Source organism: Chryseobacterium sp. X308 (assembly GCF_020733145.1).
Lineage (GTDB): Bacteria > Bacteroidota > Bacteroidia > Flavobacteriales > Weeksellaceae > Chryseobacterium > Chryseobacterium cupriresistens.
On the sequence record NZ_JAJFZH010000003.1, the window covers coordinates 33,950 to 52,056 of the forward strand.

Here is an 18,107-nt window from a genome sequence, read left to right on the forward strand (position 1 = left end):
AAATTTCTTTTTTTATGAATTATTTTTGAATTGTTTTATAGCTCTCTATCAGCCTTATAAATTCTGAACGATAGCCTTCTTCATCCTTACTTTTTCCCTGTTTAGCAAGGTTTTCAATATCGGAAAGATCTTTTTTTGTAATCAGTTCTGAGTTTCTTAATACTAACCCGAACCAGGCCACGGAAGAGGCAAATTTAAAATCCGGACTTACTGAAGATTTATCTTCTTTAATCACTTTAGTTATCTCAATGCTTTTGTCTCCATCAGGCTTTTTATATCTGAATTTAATCGTTGCCAGTTCCTCTCCAAATTCTTTCGATGAAGTATTCCGGGTATATTTCAGAGTACTTTCTTTAGGAGCGAAATTCGATTTTACATCTGCAGGAATCACCTCATACAAAGCAGTAACAGTGTGTCCGCTTCCCAATTCTCCGGCATCGATTTTATCATTTGCAAAGTCTTCATTTTTCAGTTTTCTATTCTCGTAACCAATCAGGCGATATGATTTTACATATTCAGGATTAAATTCAATCTGGATTTTTACATCTTTGGCAATGGCATACATACTTCCTGCAAATTCTTTCCCCAGAAATTTATTCGCTTCCTGCATATTATCAATATAAGCGAAATTCCCATTTCCTTTATCAGCAAGGGTTTCCAGTGTATTGTCTTTATAATTGCCCATTCCAAAACCTAAACAAGTAAGGAAAACTCCTGATTTTCTTTTATCTTCAATCAGTGTTTTAAGGTCTGAAGTGGAAGACATCCCTACATTGAAGTCTCCGTCAGTTGCAATAATAATACGATTATTTCCTTCTTTTACAAAGCTTTCCTGCGCCAGTTTATAAGCAAGCTCAATTCCTGCTCCTCCGGCTGTGCTTCCTCCGGCCTGGAGACGATCCAGTGCCTCAATAATTTTATCTCTTTCTCCTGCTGAGGTAGGTGGTAAAACCATTCCTGCACTTCCTGCATAGACTACAATTCCTACTTTATCTTTTGGTCTGAGCTGATTCAACAGCACTTTAAAGGAAGATTTTAATAATGGTAATTTATTTTCTTCATTCATTGAGCCTGAAACGTCAATAAGAAATACAAGGTTAGATGCAGGCAGTTTATCTATTGGAATATTTTTTCCCTGAAGACCTATTTTAAATAATTTATGTTTAGGATTCCATGGGGAATCGCTATATTCTGTATTGATTGAAAAAGGATCTCCATTTTTAGGCTGAGGATAATCATATTTAAAATAATTAACCATTTCTTCAATTCTTACAGCATTTTTATCGACTGTCTGACCATTATTAATCATCCTTCTGACATTGGAATAAGAAGCGTTATCAACATCAATAGAGAAAGTAGATAACGGCTGGCTTCGGGTCAGTTCAAAAGGATTTTCAACAAAAGCATCATAGCTTTCATTATTTTGAGTAACCGAAGTGATCTGCCGCTGTTTACTGATCTCCTCCTGCAGTTTTTCCAATTTTTTCCTTTCTCTTCTTGAAAGATCTTTGGTGGTTACAACAATTACTCCATTTGCTGCTTTACTTCCATAGATAGCAGTAGCAGAGTAACCTTTTAAGACATTTATGCTTTCAATTTTATTAGGGTCTAATTTTCTGAGTTCCGCCTCTGATTTTACGACTCCATTAATAACAAACAATGCTTTATTTTCCGATTTTACAGACGCAGCTCCTCTGATCATCAGCTGATTATTTTTAATATATCCAGGAGCGATATGGCTGCCCCGATTTCCTGATCCATTGATTTGAATTCCCTGAACAGTTCCCTGCAATGAAGAAACGGCAGCCGGAGCATGCACAGGAGTTTTGTCTGCAGAAGCAATCATAACCGTTGAGGAAGCGGTAACAGATTTATAACTCTTTTTAATCCCATAAGCAGTGACAACAACTTCATCAATTTCTTTTGTTTTTAAGGTGTCATTGTATATCTGAGGCAGAGATGCTGTTACTCTGTCAGAAGCTTCCACTGACGGTATATTACAGGTAGGATGAGATTGATACGGATCTATTCCTGCAACTGATGAAGATTGAAGTTCAGTAGGAAGAGGTACCGTTACAGGCAATTCTTCTTTTCTGATATTCTCCTTGATAGTCCTGTCTATCTTTACAATATCCGTTTTGTTAATCGGACCACTTGAACTGGTATTCTCTGCAATTACAGGCTGTAAAGGTTCTGCAGTCTCTTTTTTATTCATAAAGTAAAAAGCCCCAAGGCCAATCATCAAACTTGCTGCAATACCATAGGGCAGCCAAAGAGGAATTGTTCTCTTTTTCACTTCTTTTGTATCTAATTTCTCCTCAACTTTCCCCCATACCTTCTCAAAACCAGGAAAAACAGCTGGCTCTTCTGAAAGTCTGGAAGCTTCATTGAATTGTTGATCTATATGATTATTTTCCATTGTTGTAAAAGTTTAAATGTTTTGATTTACGAGAAGTTCCTGCAGCTTTTTCCTTGCAAAATTGAGCTGGGATTTTGATGTTCCCTCACTGATGGAAAGCATCGCCGCTATTTCTTTATGAGGATATCCTTCAATAGCAAAAAGATTAAAGATGGCTCTGCAGCCTTCAGGAAGAAAGTTCAGTAAGCTCAGAATATCTTTTTCCAGAGAAAGGTTTTCCGTTGTTCCTTCAGAATGATCTGTGAAGTTTTCTTCCAGGGAAATAAACATCCCTTTGTTGGATCTTAATTTCTGCAGACATTCATTTACAGCAATTTTTCTTGCCCATGCTTCAAATGTATCTGCATTCTGAAGCTGAGTAATTTTCGTAAAGATTTTATAGAACGTATCTGCCAATACTTCTTCTATATCTTCGTCGTTTTTCAGATAGCGTCTGCAGACTGCGTAGAGTCTGCCCGCCATTTTCTCGTAAACCTTCCGCTGGGCATTGCGGTTGCTACGCTGGCATTCCAATAATAATTCTTGTTCCATAGTCAGGAGTTATACTATGATAGATGCGGAAACTTTTGAAAGGGTTGGAAACATGATCAACTTTTTTAAGAAAATAATTAAAAAATAAAATATAAAGCAACTTCTTACTTCTTTTGAGTCTTTTTTTAATTTCAAATTTAACTTTTCCTTGTGTAACAAGTCTCTATTATCAACGACTATTAATACAAATAATCTTTTTATAGTAATGAAAAATGCCAAAATTGCATCATTACTTTTTGTTTTGTCTGCAGGAAGTATGATGTTTGCCCAAGATGACTTAATCAACAAGTTAAAAAACAACCAATCACAAAATGCTAATTTTCAGTTCACAACGTTAAAGGACGTAGGTGCGACTTCTGTAAAGAACCAGGGTTCATCAGGAACTTGCTGGAGCTACTCCGGAAACTCTTTCCTTGAATCTGAAATGCAGAGAATGGGCAAAAAACCTGTAGATCTTGCTGAAATCTTTACCGCAAGAAATTCTTACCACGATAAAGCAAAATTATATGTTTTGAATAATGGCGCTATCAGCTGGGGTGACGGAGGAGAACTTCATGACGTAATCAATATGTACAAAAAGTACGGAGCAGTTCCTCAGGATGTTTACACAGGATTAAAAGCAGGACAGACTACCAATAACTTCAAGGAAATGCAGGGAAAACTGAAACCTGTTCTTGACAGCCTTGTTCAGGCTTCTTCAAAAGGAAAACTGACAGATAACTGGATGGATTCTGTAGATGCTATTCTTGATGAATATTTAGGAAAAGTACCTGCCAACTTCACTTATGAAGGGAAAAACTATACTCCGAAAACATTTGCTAAAGAAGTAGTAGGAATCAACCCTGAAGATTATGTGGAATTATCTTCTTATAAAGATTATCCATATTTTCAGAAATTTGTAGTTCCGATTCCTGATAACTGGAGCCACGATTCTGACTGGAATGTTCCGATGAAAGATCTTACTGCAATTATTGATAACGCTGTAAATAAAGGATATTCTGTAGGTTGGGCAACGGATGTTTCTGAGCCTTATTTCTCTTACAAAAACGGGGTAGCTTATGTTCCGGACATGGATCTTGACCAGATTACCGCTGAGAACAAGCAGACTTTATTCACAGAGCCTAAAAAGGATAAAAGCATCACTGAAGACATGCGTCAGAAAGCACTTAATAATCTTTCTACAACGGATGACCACGGCATGCATATCGTAGGTTTGGCAAAAGACCAGACTGGTAAAGAATATTATATGGTGAAAAATTCATGGGGTGTAACCAATGATTTTGCCGGATATATTTATGTAACAAGACCTTATGTTGAATACAAATCAACAGCAATCCTTGTTCACAAGAATGCCATCCCGAAAAGTATCTTAAAACAATTGAAACCGACCAAGAATATTGGTTTATAAGGAAATCATTTCTGCCAATTTAGAGGCAGTTTTAGATATTTAAATCTGTTAAGACCCGCTCATGAAAATTCTGTGAGCGGGTTTATTTTATCTTGTCGTATTTAAATAATGTATTTCACATTATTATCCGTAAAGTGTTGTTGCGTTTTCAAAAAATATTATATTTGTGTAAATCAACAAATTATTACCTATGAAAAATCTAAGAAAATTATTAAAATCAGATCTAAAAAAAATCAATGGTGGAAATGCTCCTGATTGTCCGGAAGGGACTACAGCCTGCTACATTCCTGGCAGCAATGGAATCCCTCCTCGCTGGAAATGCGTCCTGGATTCAGTTGGGTGTCCATAAATTTACAAAACCGGCTTTCAGGAAATCCTGAAAGCCGGTTCTTTAATAAATAGGTGAAAATTAAATATAAAATAAAGTGAATTATGCTGATTTAATACCAGATTGAATCGTCAATTCCTTTTCGCAAATGAATAAATTATGCTGTTAAAAAAACACTGCGAAACGAATTCACAATTTATTATTGATATTAAAATAAAACGCCCATACTTTCTGCTGAAAAGTCCAGAAGAGCTTCTGTATTGCCGTCTTTGATCTTCTGTACCCACTGGTAATCCTGAAGAATAGCTCTACCTACCGCAACAAGGTCAAATTCTTCATTGTCAAGTCTTCTGATCAATTCTGTAAGGTCTCTTTTTTCTGTTCCCTGCCCTGCAAAAGCATTAAGGAAATCACCATTTAAACCTACAGAACCTACTGTAATGGTTGGTTGCCCGGTAATTTTCTTTGCCCATCCTGCAAAGTTTAAATCAGAACCTTCAAATTCAGGTTCCCAGAAGCGACGCTGTGAACAGTGGAAAATATCCACCCCTGCTTCTTTTAATGGTAATAACCAGTCTTCCATTTCGTTTGGAGTAAATGCCAGTCTGGTTTTATAGTCCTGCTGTTTCCATTGTGAAAGACGGATAATAATCGTAAAGTCCTCTCCTACTGCTGCTCTGATTGCTTTTACTACTTCTACAGCAAATCTGCTTCTTTCTTTCAATGTTTTACCGCCATATTCATCGGTTCTGGTATTGGTTACTTCCCAGAAAAACTGGTCGATAAGGTATCCGTGAGCGCCATGAATTTCAATACAGTCGAAACCAAGATCTTTCGCTGACTTTGCCGAGGCAGCAAACTGTGCAATGGTATCCTGGATATCTTCAATCGTCATCGTAGAAGCTTTTTCCATTGGAACCAACGGATAGTCTTCTGTCATTCTTGTATCTCCAACGTGCCAGATCTGAGGACCCATTTTACCTCCATTCTGATGTACAGTATCAATGACGTTTTTCCAGCCATTCAAAGCTTCTGTTCCATAGAAATCCGGGATATTCTGCATATTTTTTGATCCGGGTCTGTTGATGACAGTTCCTTCAGAAAGAATCAATCCTACTTCTGAAGCAGCTCTTCTTCCATAATAATCTGCAATATTCTGAGTGGGAACTCCATTGTCAGACTGTGCTCTGGTCATAGGAGCCATTACAATCCTATTTTTAAGCTGTAAATTCTTATATTGAAACGGTTTAAATAATGATGATGTGCTCATATTTAAATTTATATTTTATAATTGTTACACAAAGTAACTAATAATAGTTCATTTTTGTATCTTTTATTAAAAAAATAGTGGTAACTTCGCAGTAACTTACATTAGTAACATCAAAGTAACATATGAAACTGCAGTTTCATATGATATTAAAATAAAGATCTCTCTATGAAAAAGAATGAATTAATGCAATACAGCTGCCCTCTGGGTAAGGCCATGGCCGCTTTGGGAAGCAAATGGAAGCCTATTATTGTTCTGGTGATTAAAGACAGAAAGTTACGTTTTGGAGAACTGGCAGTACGCATTAATGTCATTTCCAGAAAGGTATTGACAGATCAGCTAAGGGAAATGGAAACCGATGGATTGGTGATCCGTGAAGAGTTTAAAGAACTTCCTCCCCGAGTAGAATATTCTCTTACAGAAAAAGGATTGGCTCTGCTGCCTATTCTTTATTTACTGGAGGAATGGGAAGCAAAATATCAGGTGAAAGGATTATTTTCTGAGGATTGTTATACTGATAATAAGACAATTAAAATAGAAAATCTAAAAAATTAAGGACTGGGAGATATTAATTTATTACTTATTTTAATCAAATTTATAGTAAAAATTAATTAATTACATCAAATTAATAAAATAACATACATAAACCCACACAATAAGCAAATAATTAAGTGTTATTTTAAAAAAAATATAATTTATTTCAAAAATAATATTATATTTGCAATTAAGGAGAAGTCAAACATTTGAATTTATAACTCTCGTGGTGCTAAAATGGAGGCTTGTAACCCTCTCTTCTCCTTCTTTAAAAACACTTTCGATGATAACCAGAAAAAAATTTTTATCCCTAAGTTCTTTAGGGTTTGCTTCTCTTCTAATTCCTAGTTTTTTATTCTCAAAAGAAAGGATAAAGTTCCTTCCCACGGATGTTAATGCCTTATTAAAATCAGCAGCAGATCTCAGAAAGCAGAAACAATATAATCAGGCAAAACAGATCTATGAGAAAATCATCACTCAATTTCCGAATGAGATAAGGGCTTATGATGGTATGAGAAAAACACTTTTGTCACAAAAGAAAGTATGGGAGGTCATTATTATGCTAAAATCAGCACTTTCCGCTAATCCCAATAACAGAGAACTTGAGCAGCGTCTGTACAAAGAGTATCTTACAGCTTCTATTGGAAATAAAAAGATAAAAAAGCTTATTAACTTCAATGGAAGATTGCTGTCTGATATCCAACAAAAATACGAGGTTCTCGTTCAGAATGATCCTGGAAACAAAAATCTAAAGAAGCAGTATATTAAAATTTCCAGACTTCTCGAATGGAATGCCGATACTCAAAATCCTAAACAGAATACTGCTTTGAAATCCTATCGCAAGGAGCATCAAAAGAGTTTTAAGTACAGGTTTGAAATTCTGAGCACCACTCAGGTAGAAGCGAAGCTTAACACACTACTTGCTAAACCTTATTCTAAGGATCGTCTTCGGCACATCCGGGAACTTTATGCGATTTCTGTAAGAAGACTCCGCAAAGAGAAAAATAATGCCGAAGCTTTAAATAAAGCAATTGCTTATTATAATACGGTAGATAAAAATGATCCGTTATTTTTAAAATATATCCGGGATTTATCCAAACTGCAAAAAAAATATGATACATTAATAACTATAGAAACTCAAAATCATATTTTAAAAAACAATTTTTGGTCAGCATTGGCTTTATTCGATGCTTATACAAAAAAAGCTCAGCATCAGCATACCTCTGTAACTACTTCAGTACCTACATTATTGTCCTTTTTAGAAACCCACGCAGATTCTCCTGATAAAAAGTTTGAGTTTACGACCCGGAAAATCAAACTTGCCATAATGAATAGTCAACTTAATGAAGCCAAAGTCAAAATGCTGATCCAATGTAAGATTATGTATGGGATTTCCAATACACATAACATAGACCGTATGAATATGCTTGCAGCAAACTATTATGCAAAAAGTGGAGATGATGAAGGCAAAAAAAGAATATTAAGTATTGTTACTAATCCCCAATCTTATATTGAATCTTCTGATAATCTCATACAGGCTTTGGCCTTAATAAATCAGAACAGAAATTTAGCCAAAATTACCCATACCCAAAATCTTCAAAGATTGATTAACAATCTGTAACAAAGGTCCAGGTCAGAATTAAATAAAAAACACATCTATGAAAACGAAATCTATTATTTCTTTTCTACTTTTTATATGCGGCGGAACCCTTTTTTATTCGCAGCTATTGATTACTGAGATTTATAATAATACTCCATTTAATGAAATTCTTCATACTAAAAGTATAGTCAATGGAGTTACTGAATATACTGATGCTTCAAAGCACCACAGGGGAGAATTTATTGAGATCTATAATTACAGTGATAAGGATATAAATCTCAAAAATTGGTATTTAAAAGACCTTCAGGGAATATTCTGGTTTCCTGAAATGATCATTAAAAGAGGACAGTTTCTTATTGTAGCTTATACCACACTTCCGTATAATACAACTATATTTCCGGAACTTTTTACTACTACAGCAGGAAAAGAAAGTCAGATTATCTATCAGGACCAGATTCTTTTAAGAAATAAAAAAGATCGTGTTACACTGGGATATTCTCTTAATGGCTACACATTTTTTGATAAAAGTACCATGGTATGGGAGTTTGGAACTGAACCAGCTAAAAATTTTATACCCAACGTATGGACAATCCCGGCTGCTTATTATACTGTAAAATCCATACAGTATCATCCTAATCCGTTAATGACAATGGATACACCCAATCCTTTGGATGCTACATATGTTCCTGATATGGAAAGTTATGATGCTATAGTTAAAGATGAACAGCAGACTTATTATTCCTTTCTGGACTGGTCAGATAATGTAAAATTTCTAATTGATAAAATATGCCCTATCACTATCGAAAGGATATCCCAGTCTCCTCCAGGTTCATATAGTGGAAATGGAAACAATTGTTTCTCATATGATAGTGCAGGGAATATGATTTCCGGTTTGAACTGTAGTGGCAGTACTACTCCTGTTTCAGGATCATCAGTTTTTTCTGCCGATGAATTGGAAAACATAAAAAACAATATCACCATATATCCCAACCCTGTTACCTCTACCAGTGGTTACAATGTGACTATTTCCTGGTCTGGAGCTGCATTGGGTAAAATTCAAAGTCTTCAGGTCTTTAATTCTACAGGATATCAGATCTATAGTTATAACCCCGGCACCAATACAACTTCGTTCAGTATGCAGAATCAGCTTCCGGGAACATTTATCGCTAATTTCATTTTAACCTCCGGGCAGTTAGTATCTAAAAATATTCTAAAATGGTAATTTCACAGATGAGACGAAAAATATATTCCCTACTTATTTCCTTTGCCCTGCTGGCATTATTTCCAGCCCAGCAAGTTAAAGAAATTCCGTTACAATACAATACTTCAGGTTACCGGGAAAATCTTGTTGCTACACAAAAAACAATTATATCCAATGTATTGGATCCATCAGTGAAAGCAGAGATGAGTGTCAGTGAATCAGGAGCGCTTACTTATACACTTCCTATTGAGCCTGTAAAAGGACTTAATAATTTTCAACCCAATATATCACTTAGCTATAGTAGCCAGGCAGGAAACGGACAGGCTGGTTGGGGATGGAATATTGTAGGGCTTTCTACTATTACCCGTGGTGGTAAAAGTAAAGAAATAGATGGAATTACGATAGGCAGCCAGTTTGATAATACAGATCCTTATTATTTAGATGGCCAAAGACTGATCAAAATCAGTGAAACTGTTTTTGCTACAGAAAAATTTTCTAAGATTAGAATAAGCAAACCTGCATCGGGAGAATATCAGTTTATCATCTGGTATCCTGATGGAAAGATTGCACGATATAAGGAATTAGTAACAGGTCAGTTTTATATATCATCCTTTACAGACTCTTCCAATAATGAAATACACTACGCCTACCTGGTGGAGAATAATGTTCCTGCTGTTACAAAAATTTCATATGGAGGTACAAGTACTGTTAATGATAAATTCTATGTTAATTTTATCTATAAAGCAAGGCAAAAGAATATACAGGTTTTCAGAAAAGGAATAGCCTATATCACTTCTAAAGTTTTATCAGAAATAAATACAGGTTCTCTATATACTCCGCTATATAGAAAATACAGTCTTTCTCATGATTTTATTGAAGGAAATACTGTGGAACGTTTAAGAACCGTTATTGTCAACAATGAGAATGGAGAAAGCCTGAAACCGCTTAATTTCAATTATAATACCTCTTCCCAGGGAACAGTAAAAATGACCGATGGAATTCCACAATCTACATTAGGAAGCAATACTACAGGGCTGGGAAGTGTAACCCTTGGTGATTTTTTAAGTAGTGATAATAAGCTACAGCCAGTGTATCAGGAAAGACTTACTGGTGGTTATGATATCAAGGTCGGTGCGGGTGATTATTCTACCCATGTCTCCGGCATTTCTGCTAATAATTCCGGGACTTTATTATTTTCCGGCAAAGTACTGGATTTTAATAATAAGATTACGGAGAAAGACCAGCTTATTGTGGTTAATGAAACTTCTGTTGGAACAGCAGATGAAAGCAATCCAACTATTTCTTCAAACCAGCTGTTGAAAGATGAAATCAGTTTTGAAGTTAAAAATCTGATTACAGGAGAGCAAAGGAAAATAATTGTCCCCGTAAAGGGAGGCCTGGCAGAAGTCCAGACGTATATACCGCCGGATCCTTATGATAACTACCGTGACGGAACCTATGAAACATCCTATACCCGTGATGAAACCAGAAGAGAATATGTACAGGGTGATTTCAATAATGACGGATTGGTAGACTTTTTAATTATAGAACCGAAGGACTTTACAAGGGGGAATCGTTTATATTGGGTAGAAATAGGAAAACAAAATTCAGGCTCTTCCGTACAGGCAGTTCCTGTCATCCTGAATGAAACCCTATATCTTCATGGCAAAGATATTTATCCTATTGAATTTGATGGTGATGGGATCCCTGAATTGCTTGTTGTAGATAAATATAGCGCAAAATATTCAGTCTATAAGATCAATTTCAGCAACAATACCATAAATACATTGCTATCAGATGCTGCTCTTTCCAATTTTGGAAGTAAGACTCCTCTTTTTCTGGGAGATTTCAATGGTGACGGGCTCACTGATTTCATTACTCCACAGGTAGTATATGAAATTCCTGAAGATGATAATTCCGGACTGAAATTGGCAGATACCTATTACAGAATGCAGACTGAAACGCTTCTTTGGTGGAAATATACCGGAAATGGAATTTCATTTGTAAAGAACCAGGATGACTATACCCAACAGAAAATAGCGTATCTGAAACCCTCACAGAGCAATTATATAAAAAGGTCTACTTTCTGGCAGAAGTTCTGGAATGGAAAGCCCGACGAGTATGCTTATACGAGATATTCTACGCATAATATTATTATTACTGATTTCAATAATGACGGACGTTCAGATATTGTCACCTTTAATAAAATAGGAAAGGCTAAGTATAATGTCAATGGGTCCCTGGCAGGTGTTCCGGTAGATAACCTGAGCAGTACCTTAACCTTGAGGACTGCACCGCTTGTCTATCAGCAGTTTAATGCTGTAATGGCTAACCGGGTTAATTTTTATGAAAATAAAATCCAGAACGGAGGAACTTTCCAGCAGTTATCTACATTTTCTATCGAGAATAATAAGATATCTCCACTTTCCTTAATCCTTTCAACCAGGAACTTTGACAATCTGAATACTTCTCAATCCGGCATTTATATCTATGATCCTTTAGTAGGGTTTTCCAGTGATATTGTCATCGATAACAGCAATTTCCTTGAAAAGCAAATTCAGGAGGTAAATAATGGTACGGATGTCTTACAAAAGATTGAATACAGAAACATGGTTCCTAAGGATAAATATTTCTCAACTGACAAAAGTGAGGTCACCTATCTTTATAAACCTCAGGATCATTTAAGATATCCTTATTATGTACATAAAAGCAATCCTGCTCTTTATCTGGTAGGAAAAATCCATACTACCTTTGATGGAAAAATCCTGACCAAAGAATACCGATATGAAAACGGCATACAACATCTGGAGGGGAAAGGTTTTATGAGCTTCCAGAAAACGTATGCCAGTGATGCATATGAATCTGAAATCAAAAATGGAAAATACATCAATAAAAATCCTGTAAATGCTGTTTTCTGGAATATACAAACCAGAAACCCGGAAATGGATAATGCGGTGACAAGCTCTACCTATGGAGGAATCAATAAATTTTTTACTGAGAATATAAGTATTAATAAGAAATTTGATAAAGGTAACCACCAATACATGATCCTTGCCACAGATGAAATTTCCAGGGATTACCTTAAGAAAGTTACCATCAGTAAAAAATATGTATATGATGAAGCAGATGACCTGAAGCTTAAGACAGTCTACACAGATTTCAGCGGAGCCGGGTCTTCCATATCCAATTATATTTATAAACCTGAATTTTCAAATGGAGAACATTATTTCTATGGCAAAATAGCTTCTGTAGAAAACATAGTTTCTAAAGACGGACTGTCCTTTACTACCAGGGATGAATCTGACTATTTTCCTGATGGAAGTGTTTCGCAGGTAAGAAAATATGGTAACCAAGCCGGAGCAGCACCTGTTGTTACAGCATATACTTACGATAACATCGGGAATCTGAAAACCCAGACTTTATCTGCTGCCGGGGTAACATCGCAAACCACTACATATGAATATGAAACCACAGGCAGGTATGTAAATAAAACTATTACTCCGGACGGGCTGTACTCCACTGCTGTCATTAATGCGCTGGGACGTACATCTTCTGAAGTATCTCCATTGGGACTTACCACATCTTATGCATATGATTCATGGGGAAATATTAAAGAAATTACTGATTTCCTTGGGAAGAAAACAACAATATCCAAATCTGCAGCCGATGCTTCCACAGGCGGTGTTTATAATCTTCATAAGAAGAGAGAAGGAGGAACAGAGACTATTGTTACTTTTGATAAATTTGACAGGGAGGTTCAATCTAAAACACAGTCTGTTAATGGAAAATGGACTGCTGTAAAGACCGAATATGATATTTTCGGCAGAAAAGTCAGATTTTCAGAACCTTTCTATGAAGGAGAACCCGTAAGGTGGAATTCAATAGAATATGACGAGCTGAGTCGTCCGGTAAAGAATAAAGACTACAAAGGACACGAAATAATGACCTGCTATGAAGGACTGAAAGTAACCGTAGATGATTTGGTCACTAAGAAGACTTCCAAAACCCTTGATGCTATGGGACATACCATAAGACAGCAGGATCAGGGCGGTGTTATCAACTATTACTATTATCCTAACGGCGCTATTAAGGAAACAAACTATGAAGGAATAAAAACAACCTTTGAAATTGATGGCTGGGGTAATAAAACAAAAATGACAGATCCCTCTGCCGGAACTTTCACCTATCAGTATGACGCTTTAAGCAGACTTACCAAAGAAACTACCCCCAAAGGATATACTTTGTACAGCTATGATGATCTGGGAAGACCCCTTACAGAGAAGACCTATGGGAATACTCCTGCTGAAAATACAACGATAGAGAAAACCTATACCTATAACGGGCAGACCAAGCTTCCTGAAACCATTACAGGACTAAGCAACGGAAAAACGTTTACCTACACTACTTATTATGATCAATATTTCAGGATAAAGGGTAAGAAAGAACAGACTCCAGACTTTACTTATACATCATCCACTACCTTTGATGCATTGGGAAGAGCCGATATTGTAAGTATGTCTACTACCTTAGTAAACCCCAACTATACTTCAAGCTCTGCTGTTAAAAATGTATATGATACCAATGGAGTTCTGATCCAGCAGAATGACAATGCCACAGGAGCTATGATATGGCATTTGTCTGACATGAATGCGAGAGGGCAGATAAAACAGACTGAATATGGAAATGGCTATACCCTGGTCAACCAATACTATGATCTTGATTATTCTTTGTTTAATATCAGGCATCAGAATACCAACAATGGTAATTTAGCCATGGACATAGATTATTTCCATAATTCAGACAGGGGAATTCTGATCTTAAGGAAAAATAATATTTTTGGAAAGAAAGAGGATTTCACCTATGACCAGCTCAACAGGCTGCTGACGGAAGCTGTAAATGGTGTCATAACCAACCAGTATACCTATGATAAGAGGGGAAGAATAACTTCCAATACAGAGCTTGGTAAATACAATTATAATGAAACAGATTACAGGCTTCAGGGAATTGACTTCAATACCAACGGGCAGAATGTAAATGCACAAAGGGGTTTTGCTGCCATAAAATATAATGCCTTTAAAAGCCCTCTTCAGATCACTTTGCCGGGCAAGGAAGACCTGAATTTTGAGTACAACATTCTCAAAACAAGGTATTCTATGAAGTCCTCTGTTACAGGGCGGCAAAAGTTCTATTCATCTGATTTTGCAGTAGAGATTACCAAAGAAGCTAATGGAAAGACTCAGCTTATCACCTACGTTACCGGAGATCCTTACACCGCCAACTATATCAAAAAAGAAGTACTGAATGGAGGAACACTTGCTGAGAATGCAAACTATTACCTGCACCGTGATAATGTAGGAAGTATTGTGGCCATCTCTAAAACGGATGGTTCGGTAGTGGAAAAACGTTTCTTTGATGCATGGGGTAATCTTAAAGGCATTGTAAATGCTGCAGGGCAGATGATTACTGATCCTGCAGCCATCAGCAATTATACATTATTCCTGGACAGAGGATATACAGGGCATGAACATCTCTGGAAAACCGGACTTATCAATATGAATGCCCGTCTGTATGATCCCTTCCTGAGGAGATTTCTAAGCCCGGATAATCTGGTACAGGATCCTTTTAATACCCAGAGCTATAACCGGTTCGGATATGTATACAATAATCCTTTGCTGTATGTAGATGTAGATGGTAATGAATTTATATCGCTTACTGCAGCTGTAATTATTGGGGTGGCAGTAGCTATTACTACCAAAGCCATTATGAATATGATAAGCGGTATCCCGGTATGGTATGGCCTGGGGAAAGCAGCGGTAATGGGAGCGGTATCCGGAGCTATTAGCTTTGGGATAGGCGCTGCAGCTACCTCCTTGTTTGGCCAGGTTCTTACCATAGGAAAAGCTATCTTTGAGGCAGGGGCTCATGCCCTTACAAGCGGTGCTATGTCTGCGATAGATGGCGGAAAATTTGAAGCAGGGGCATTGAGCGGGGCAATCTCTTCCCTTATGGCAAGCGGAATACAGAGTTTAGGTATAAATTTTGGTGCAAGTACCGATACCAGAACTGTTTATAATACCTTTGGAAGAGATTATATGAAGGCAACAATGCTTGCCATGGGAGGCTTATCCGGCGGTATCTCCTCTACCATTGCAGGAGGAAACTTCTGGGAAGGTTTCAAACAAGGAATTATTACCAGTGGATTGAACCATTTGGGGCATTTAACAGCAGAAAGTTTTGACAGAAGCAATTATGACAGACTTTACAACCAAGTGAAGAGAGTAATGGGAAATGCTAGTGAACATTTTTCTGGAAAACCAGAAGACTTGTGGAAAATGATGCAGAATGTTCCTATATTAAGAACATTATTAAATCGCCTTCATGGTACAAAACTTTATGCTGTAACACTTAAAGACCATCCAAAACGTGATCAGCTTTCTGGGCAAACAAGTGAAAATGGAGATGGAAGTCTAAGTATGAAAATTTACTTAAAAGGAAGTTCTACAAATATTGATGTTGCCTTAACTTTAGGGCATGAATTGTGGCATGGATGGCTGATAGTAAATGGCTCAAAAGCAGCATGGCAAAGTATGATAAAACTGAGTGCAGGTACAACAGCTATTAACAATTATTCAGTACATCAAAGTGAAGTAGCTATTTATATGAGTTGGAATGCTGTATATGCAGATAGTCAGAGAACCTATGACTGGGCCGTGGGGCAATCTAATTACAATATGACGGAGGCTAATGTGTTATTACAAAAATTTGGAAAATAGAGTATGAAAAAGTTAATATTACTAATGGCAGTTTTAATATGTTTGAGCTGTAATCGAAAAGGGGTGACACTTAGCTTTTGTGATGTAATATATCCAACGAACAAAAAATCCTGTCTTGTGTACAATAATGAAACAGATATAAAATATATTTTTTACCCGCCTTCATTTATTAGTAGTGAAGAATGGGGATATTTGGGAGGAAATATCTGGATAACTGATAAAGAAGGAAAGGAACCACCAAACAACGATATTTTTATTGACAAAGCACAACCTACTGGAAAAGCAATGGATCAATATATAATCAATGAACACAAAGATTCCTTACTCTGGAAGAGATTATTAGCCCAAGGCCTTCGAGTAGATTATTGGGGTGCTAAAAAATATAAGGTAATTACCAAATCGAAATTTGTTTTAGGTCCTGGTGATGAAAAGGAAATCTCAGAGAAAATTTCAATTTTTAAAAAGGATTTAGAAACATCAGGATCCTATTATAGCTTTGATAAGAAAAAGGAATATTTTATCCAGATAGGGTTAAACTTTGATAGTACTGAGATAAAAAAGCACCTGACTCATTATGAATTAGACTCATTAAAAAGAAATAACATCAAAATATTTCATGGTAAATTAAAGACAGAAAAAATACCATTAAAATTTCATTAAAGAGAGTTAAAAAATATTCTTTAAGCAGAATATAAGCATGAGCATAGACTTTAAGCAGATACAAGAACTGTTATAATACCTTTGGAAGAGATTATATGAAGGCTACAATGCTTGCCATGGGAGGCTTATCCGGCGGTATCTCCTCTACCATTGCAGGAGGAAACTTCTGGGAAGGTTTCAGACAAGGAATTATTACCAGTGGATTGAACCACTTGGCACATATTTCTGTACTTACTTTCGGAAAAGACCCATTACAAAAAATCTTAGAAAAGCATAATATTGATCCAACCAAAAAAGCAACGCAAGAGACATTAAATCAGCTTAAAATAATCTTTAAAGAATACTGGGATAATAGTGCACAATGGGCAGAGTTTGCTACAGAGGAAACTGTAGCACAATGGGAAGGAAAAGAATATAAGGGTTTTTTAAGTTTAAAGAAAGGAATGATTTATTCTACGGCTGGTCATAAAGATTATGGTATAACAAATCCAATTAATGGCAAGGTATTATTATCTACTGACATAAATAATTATGCTCTCGGCGGCTCTTTTATACATGAAATGATTCATTCCATAGATGTTATGTCCGGAGTGCAGAGTTTTTGGAATAATTTTTCTATAGGACATGATTACATAGAGTCTAGAGCGTATATGGAAGAAGCAAAATGGAATGGAGGATATATCAATGATATAGGCCACAATCATATTATGAATTCAATGCAAATACATCTTTCACTTTTTAATTTTATACGATGAGAAATTTAATTTTCAAAATAGCACTTGTTACTTTGTTTGTAACTATAAAAGTACAGTCTCAAATTTTACTAAATAATGAATCTTGCTTTAAAATATATATGAACGAAGATAATATGATAAATGACTCTCCCAGTAATTACAATAAGAATTCCTTTCTAATTATAAATAATACAGACAAAAGTTATATTATTAACACCAAAGGATTTATGGAGAAGTCCGGAGAAGTTTATAAAAATGGAGAAATACAAACTCCTTATTTACAGAAGCCTATTTCTAAGCCAGCAGATTGGGATGACGCTGAATGTAGAGAAAATATATTATTAATTCCTCCAGGGAAAAGTTTGAATGCAATATTGTATCTCTCAATTTTAAGAGGTTGGTATAAAGTCGATGATGATTCGGAATATGTAGTTAATTTTGAAACAGAACATACTAAACAATCTCCTTACTATTATGGTTGTAGAAAATACGTTGACAGTTTGTTGACTAAAGGATACAAAATTTATGATGGGACATTAAAAGGCAAAGTAAAACTCATACCTTATAAATAGCTCTATATTGATGTATAGAATATATTTTGTTTTTTTAATTTGTTACATCATTAACTGATAGAATTATGAAAAAAATGTTG

12 protein-coding genes are annotated in these 18,107 nt (G+C 35.9%); 9 read left to right on the top strand and 3 right to left on the bottom strand.

Annotated elements, in window-relative coordinates:
* Positions 1-19: 19 nt before the first annotated feature.
* Both LIV57_RS05660 and LIV57_RS05665 read right to left on the bottom strand, forming a co-directional pair.
* Positions 20-2,419 (bottom strand): vWA domain-containing protein, encoded by a 2,400-nt coding sequence (locus LIV57_RS05660; RefSeq protein ID WP_227941805.1) that lies wholly within the window; start codon positions 2,417-2,419, stop codon positions 20-22.
* A 12-nt stretch (positions 2,420-2,431) separates the two neighbouring features.
* Positions 2,432-2,950 carry an RNA polymerase sigma factor gene (locus LIV57_RS05665; protein ID WP_227941806.1) on the bottom strand — a complete coding sequence of 173 codons (519 nt, stop codon included), beginning with the start codon at positions 2,948-2,950 and terminating at the stop codon, positions 2,432-2,434.
* A 205-nt stretch (positions 2,951-3,155) separates the two neighbouring features.
* On the opposite strand from LIV57_RS05665, the gene LIV57_RS05670 reads away from it, so the two are divergent.
* Together LIV57_RS05670 and LIV57_RS05675 are read left to right on the top strand one after the other, a co-directional pair.
* Entirely contained in the window at positions 3,156-4,358 is a 1,203-nt protein-coding gene (locus tag LIV57_RS05670; protein ID WP_202839256.1) for an aminopeptidase C, read from the top strand.
* Positions 4,359-4,594: 236 nt separating this feature from the next.
* On the top strand, positions 4,595-4,738 hold the full coding sequence (locus tag LIV57_RS05675; RefSeq protein WP_227941807.1) for a hypothetical protein: 144 nt from the start codon (positions 4,595-4,597) through the stop codon (positions 4,736-4,738).
* A 156-nt stretch (positions 4,739-4,894) separates the two neighbouring features.
* On the opposite strand, the gene LIV57_RS05680 is transcribed toward LIV57_RS05675, so the two are convergent.
* Positions 4,895-5,956, bottom strand: coding sequence for an NADH:flavin oxidoreductase (locus LIV57_RS05680; protein ID WP_110010443.1), 1,062 nt, complete (start codon positions 5,954-5,956; stop codon positions 4,895-4,897).
* A gap of 165 nt (positions 5,957-6,121) precedes the next feature.
* Here LIV57_RS05680 and LIV57_RS05685 point away from each other — a divergent pair, with 165 nt between their 5' ends.
* The 7 genes from LIV57_RS05685 (at position 6,122) to LIV57_RS05715 (ending at position 18,027) form a co-directional block, all read left to right on the top strand.
* Positions 6,122-6,508, top strand: a complete 387-nt coding sequence (locus tag LIV57_RS05685; protein ID WP_227941808.1) for a winged helix-turn-helix transcriptional regulator — start codon at positions 6,122-6,124, stop codon at positions 6,506-6,508.
* 262 nt (positions 6,509-6,770) lie between these two features.
* The gene (locus LIV57_RS05690) at positions 6,771-8,108 is read left to right on the top strand and encodes a tetratricopeptide repeat protein (RefSeq protein WP_227941809.1); all 1,338 of its coding nucleotides are present in this window, start codon (positions 6,771-6,773) and stop codon (positions 8,106-8,108) included.
* Positions 8,109-8,145: 37 nt separating this feature from the next.
* Complete coding sequence (locus tag LIV57_RS05695) at positions 8,146-9,309, top strand: lamin tail domain-containing protein (protein ID WP_227941810.1); 1,164 nt, start codon at positions 8,146-8,148, stop codon at positions 9,307-9,309.
* 8 nt (positions 9,310-9,317) lie between these two features.
* Positions 9,318-16,061: an RHS repeat-associated core domain-containing protein gene (locus tag LIV57_RS05700; RefSeq protein ID WP_227941811.1), complete on the top strand. Its 6,744-nt coding sequence runs from the start codon at positions 9,318-9,320 to the stop codon at positions 16,059-16,061.
* Between the two features lie 3 nt (positions 16,062-16,064).
* On the top strand, positions 16,065-16,721 hold the full coding sequence (locus tag LIV57_RS05705) for a hypothetical protein (RefSeq protein ID WP_227941812.1): 657 nt from the start codon (positions 16,065-16,067) through the stop codon (positions 16,719-16,721).
* Positions 16,722-16,816: 95 nt separating this feature from the next.
* Positions 16,817-17,476 carry a hypothetical protein gene (locus tag LIV57_RS05710; protein ID WP_227941813.1) on the top strand — a complete coding sequence of 220 codons (660 nt, stop codon included), beginning with the start codon at positions 16,817-16,819 and terminating at the stop codon, positions 17,474-17,476.
* Positions 17,473-18,027 carry a hypothetical protein gene (locus tag LIV57_RS05715; protein ID WP_227941814.1) on the top strand — a complete coding sequence of 185 codons (555 nt, stop codon included), beginning with the start codon at positions 17,473-17,475 and terminating at the stop codon, positions 18,025-18,027. The genes LIV57_RS05710 and LIV57_RS05715 overlap by 4 nt, the downstream gene beginning before the upstream one ends.
* Positions 18,028-18,107 lie beyond the last annotated feature (80 nt).

Excerpts from the sequence above, each read along its gene's own strand:
- LIV57_RS05685 (WP_227941808.1), top strand. The coding sequence starts at position 6,122 with ATGAAAAAGAATGAATTAATGCAATACAGCTGCCCTCTGGGTAAGGCC.
- LIV57_RS05695 (WP_227941810.1), top strand. The coding sequence starts at position 8,146 with ATGAAAACGAAATCTATTATTTCTTTTCTACTTTTTATATGCGGCGGA.
- LIV57_RS05705 (WP_227941812.1), top strand. The coding sequence starts at position 16,065 with ATGAAAAAGTTAATATTACTAATGGCAGTTTTAATATGTTTGAGCTGT.
- LIV57_RS05680 (WP_110010443.1), bottom strand. The coding sequence starts at position 5,956 with ATGAGCACATCATCATTATTTAAACCGTTTCAATATAAGAATTTACAG.
- LIV57_RS05690 (WP_227941809.1), top strand. The coding sequence starts at position 6,771 with ATGATAACCAGAAAAAAATTTTTATCCCTAAGTTCTTTAGGGTTTGCT.
- LIV57_RS05715 (WP_227941814.1), top strand. The coding sequence starts at position 17,473 with ATGAGAAATTTAATTTTCAAAATAGCACTTGTTACTTTGTTTGTAACT.
- LIV57_RS05660 (WP_227941805.1), bottom strand. The coding sequence starts at position 2,419 with ATGGAAAATAATCATATAGATCAACAATTCAATGAAGCTTCCAGACTT.
- LIV57_RS05665 (WP_227941806.1), bottom strand. The coding sequence starts at position 2,950 with ATGGAACAAGAATTATTATTGGAATGCCAGCGTAGCAACCGCAATGCC.
- LIV57_RS05670 (WP_202839256.1), top strand. The coding sequence starts at position 3,156 with ATGAAAAATGCCAAAATTGCATCATTACTTTTTGTTTTGTCTGCAGGA.
- LIV57_RS05710 (WP_227941813.1), top strand. The coding sequence starts at position 16,817 with ATGAAGGCTACAATGCTTGCCATGGGAGGCTTATCCGGCGGTATCTCC.
- LIV57_RS05700 (WP_227941811.1), top strand. The coding sequence starts at position 9,318 with ATGAGACGAAAAATATATTCCCTACTTATTTCCTTTGCCCTGCTGGCA.
- LIV57_RS05675 (WP_227941807.1), top strand. The coding sequence starts at position 4,595 with ATGGTGGAAATGCTCCTGATTGTCCGGAAGGGACTACAGCCTGCTACA.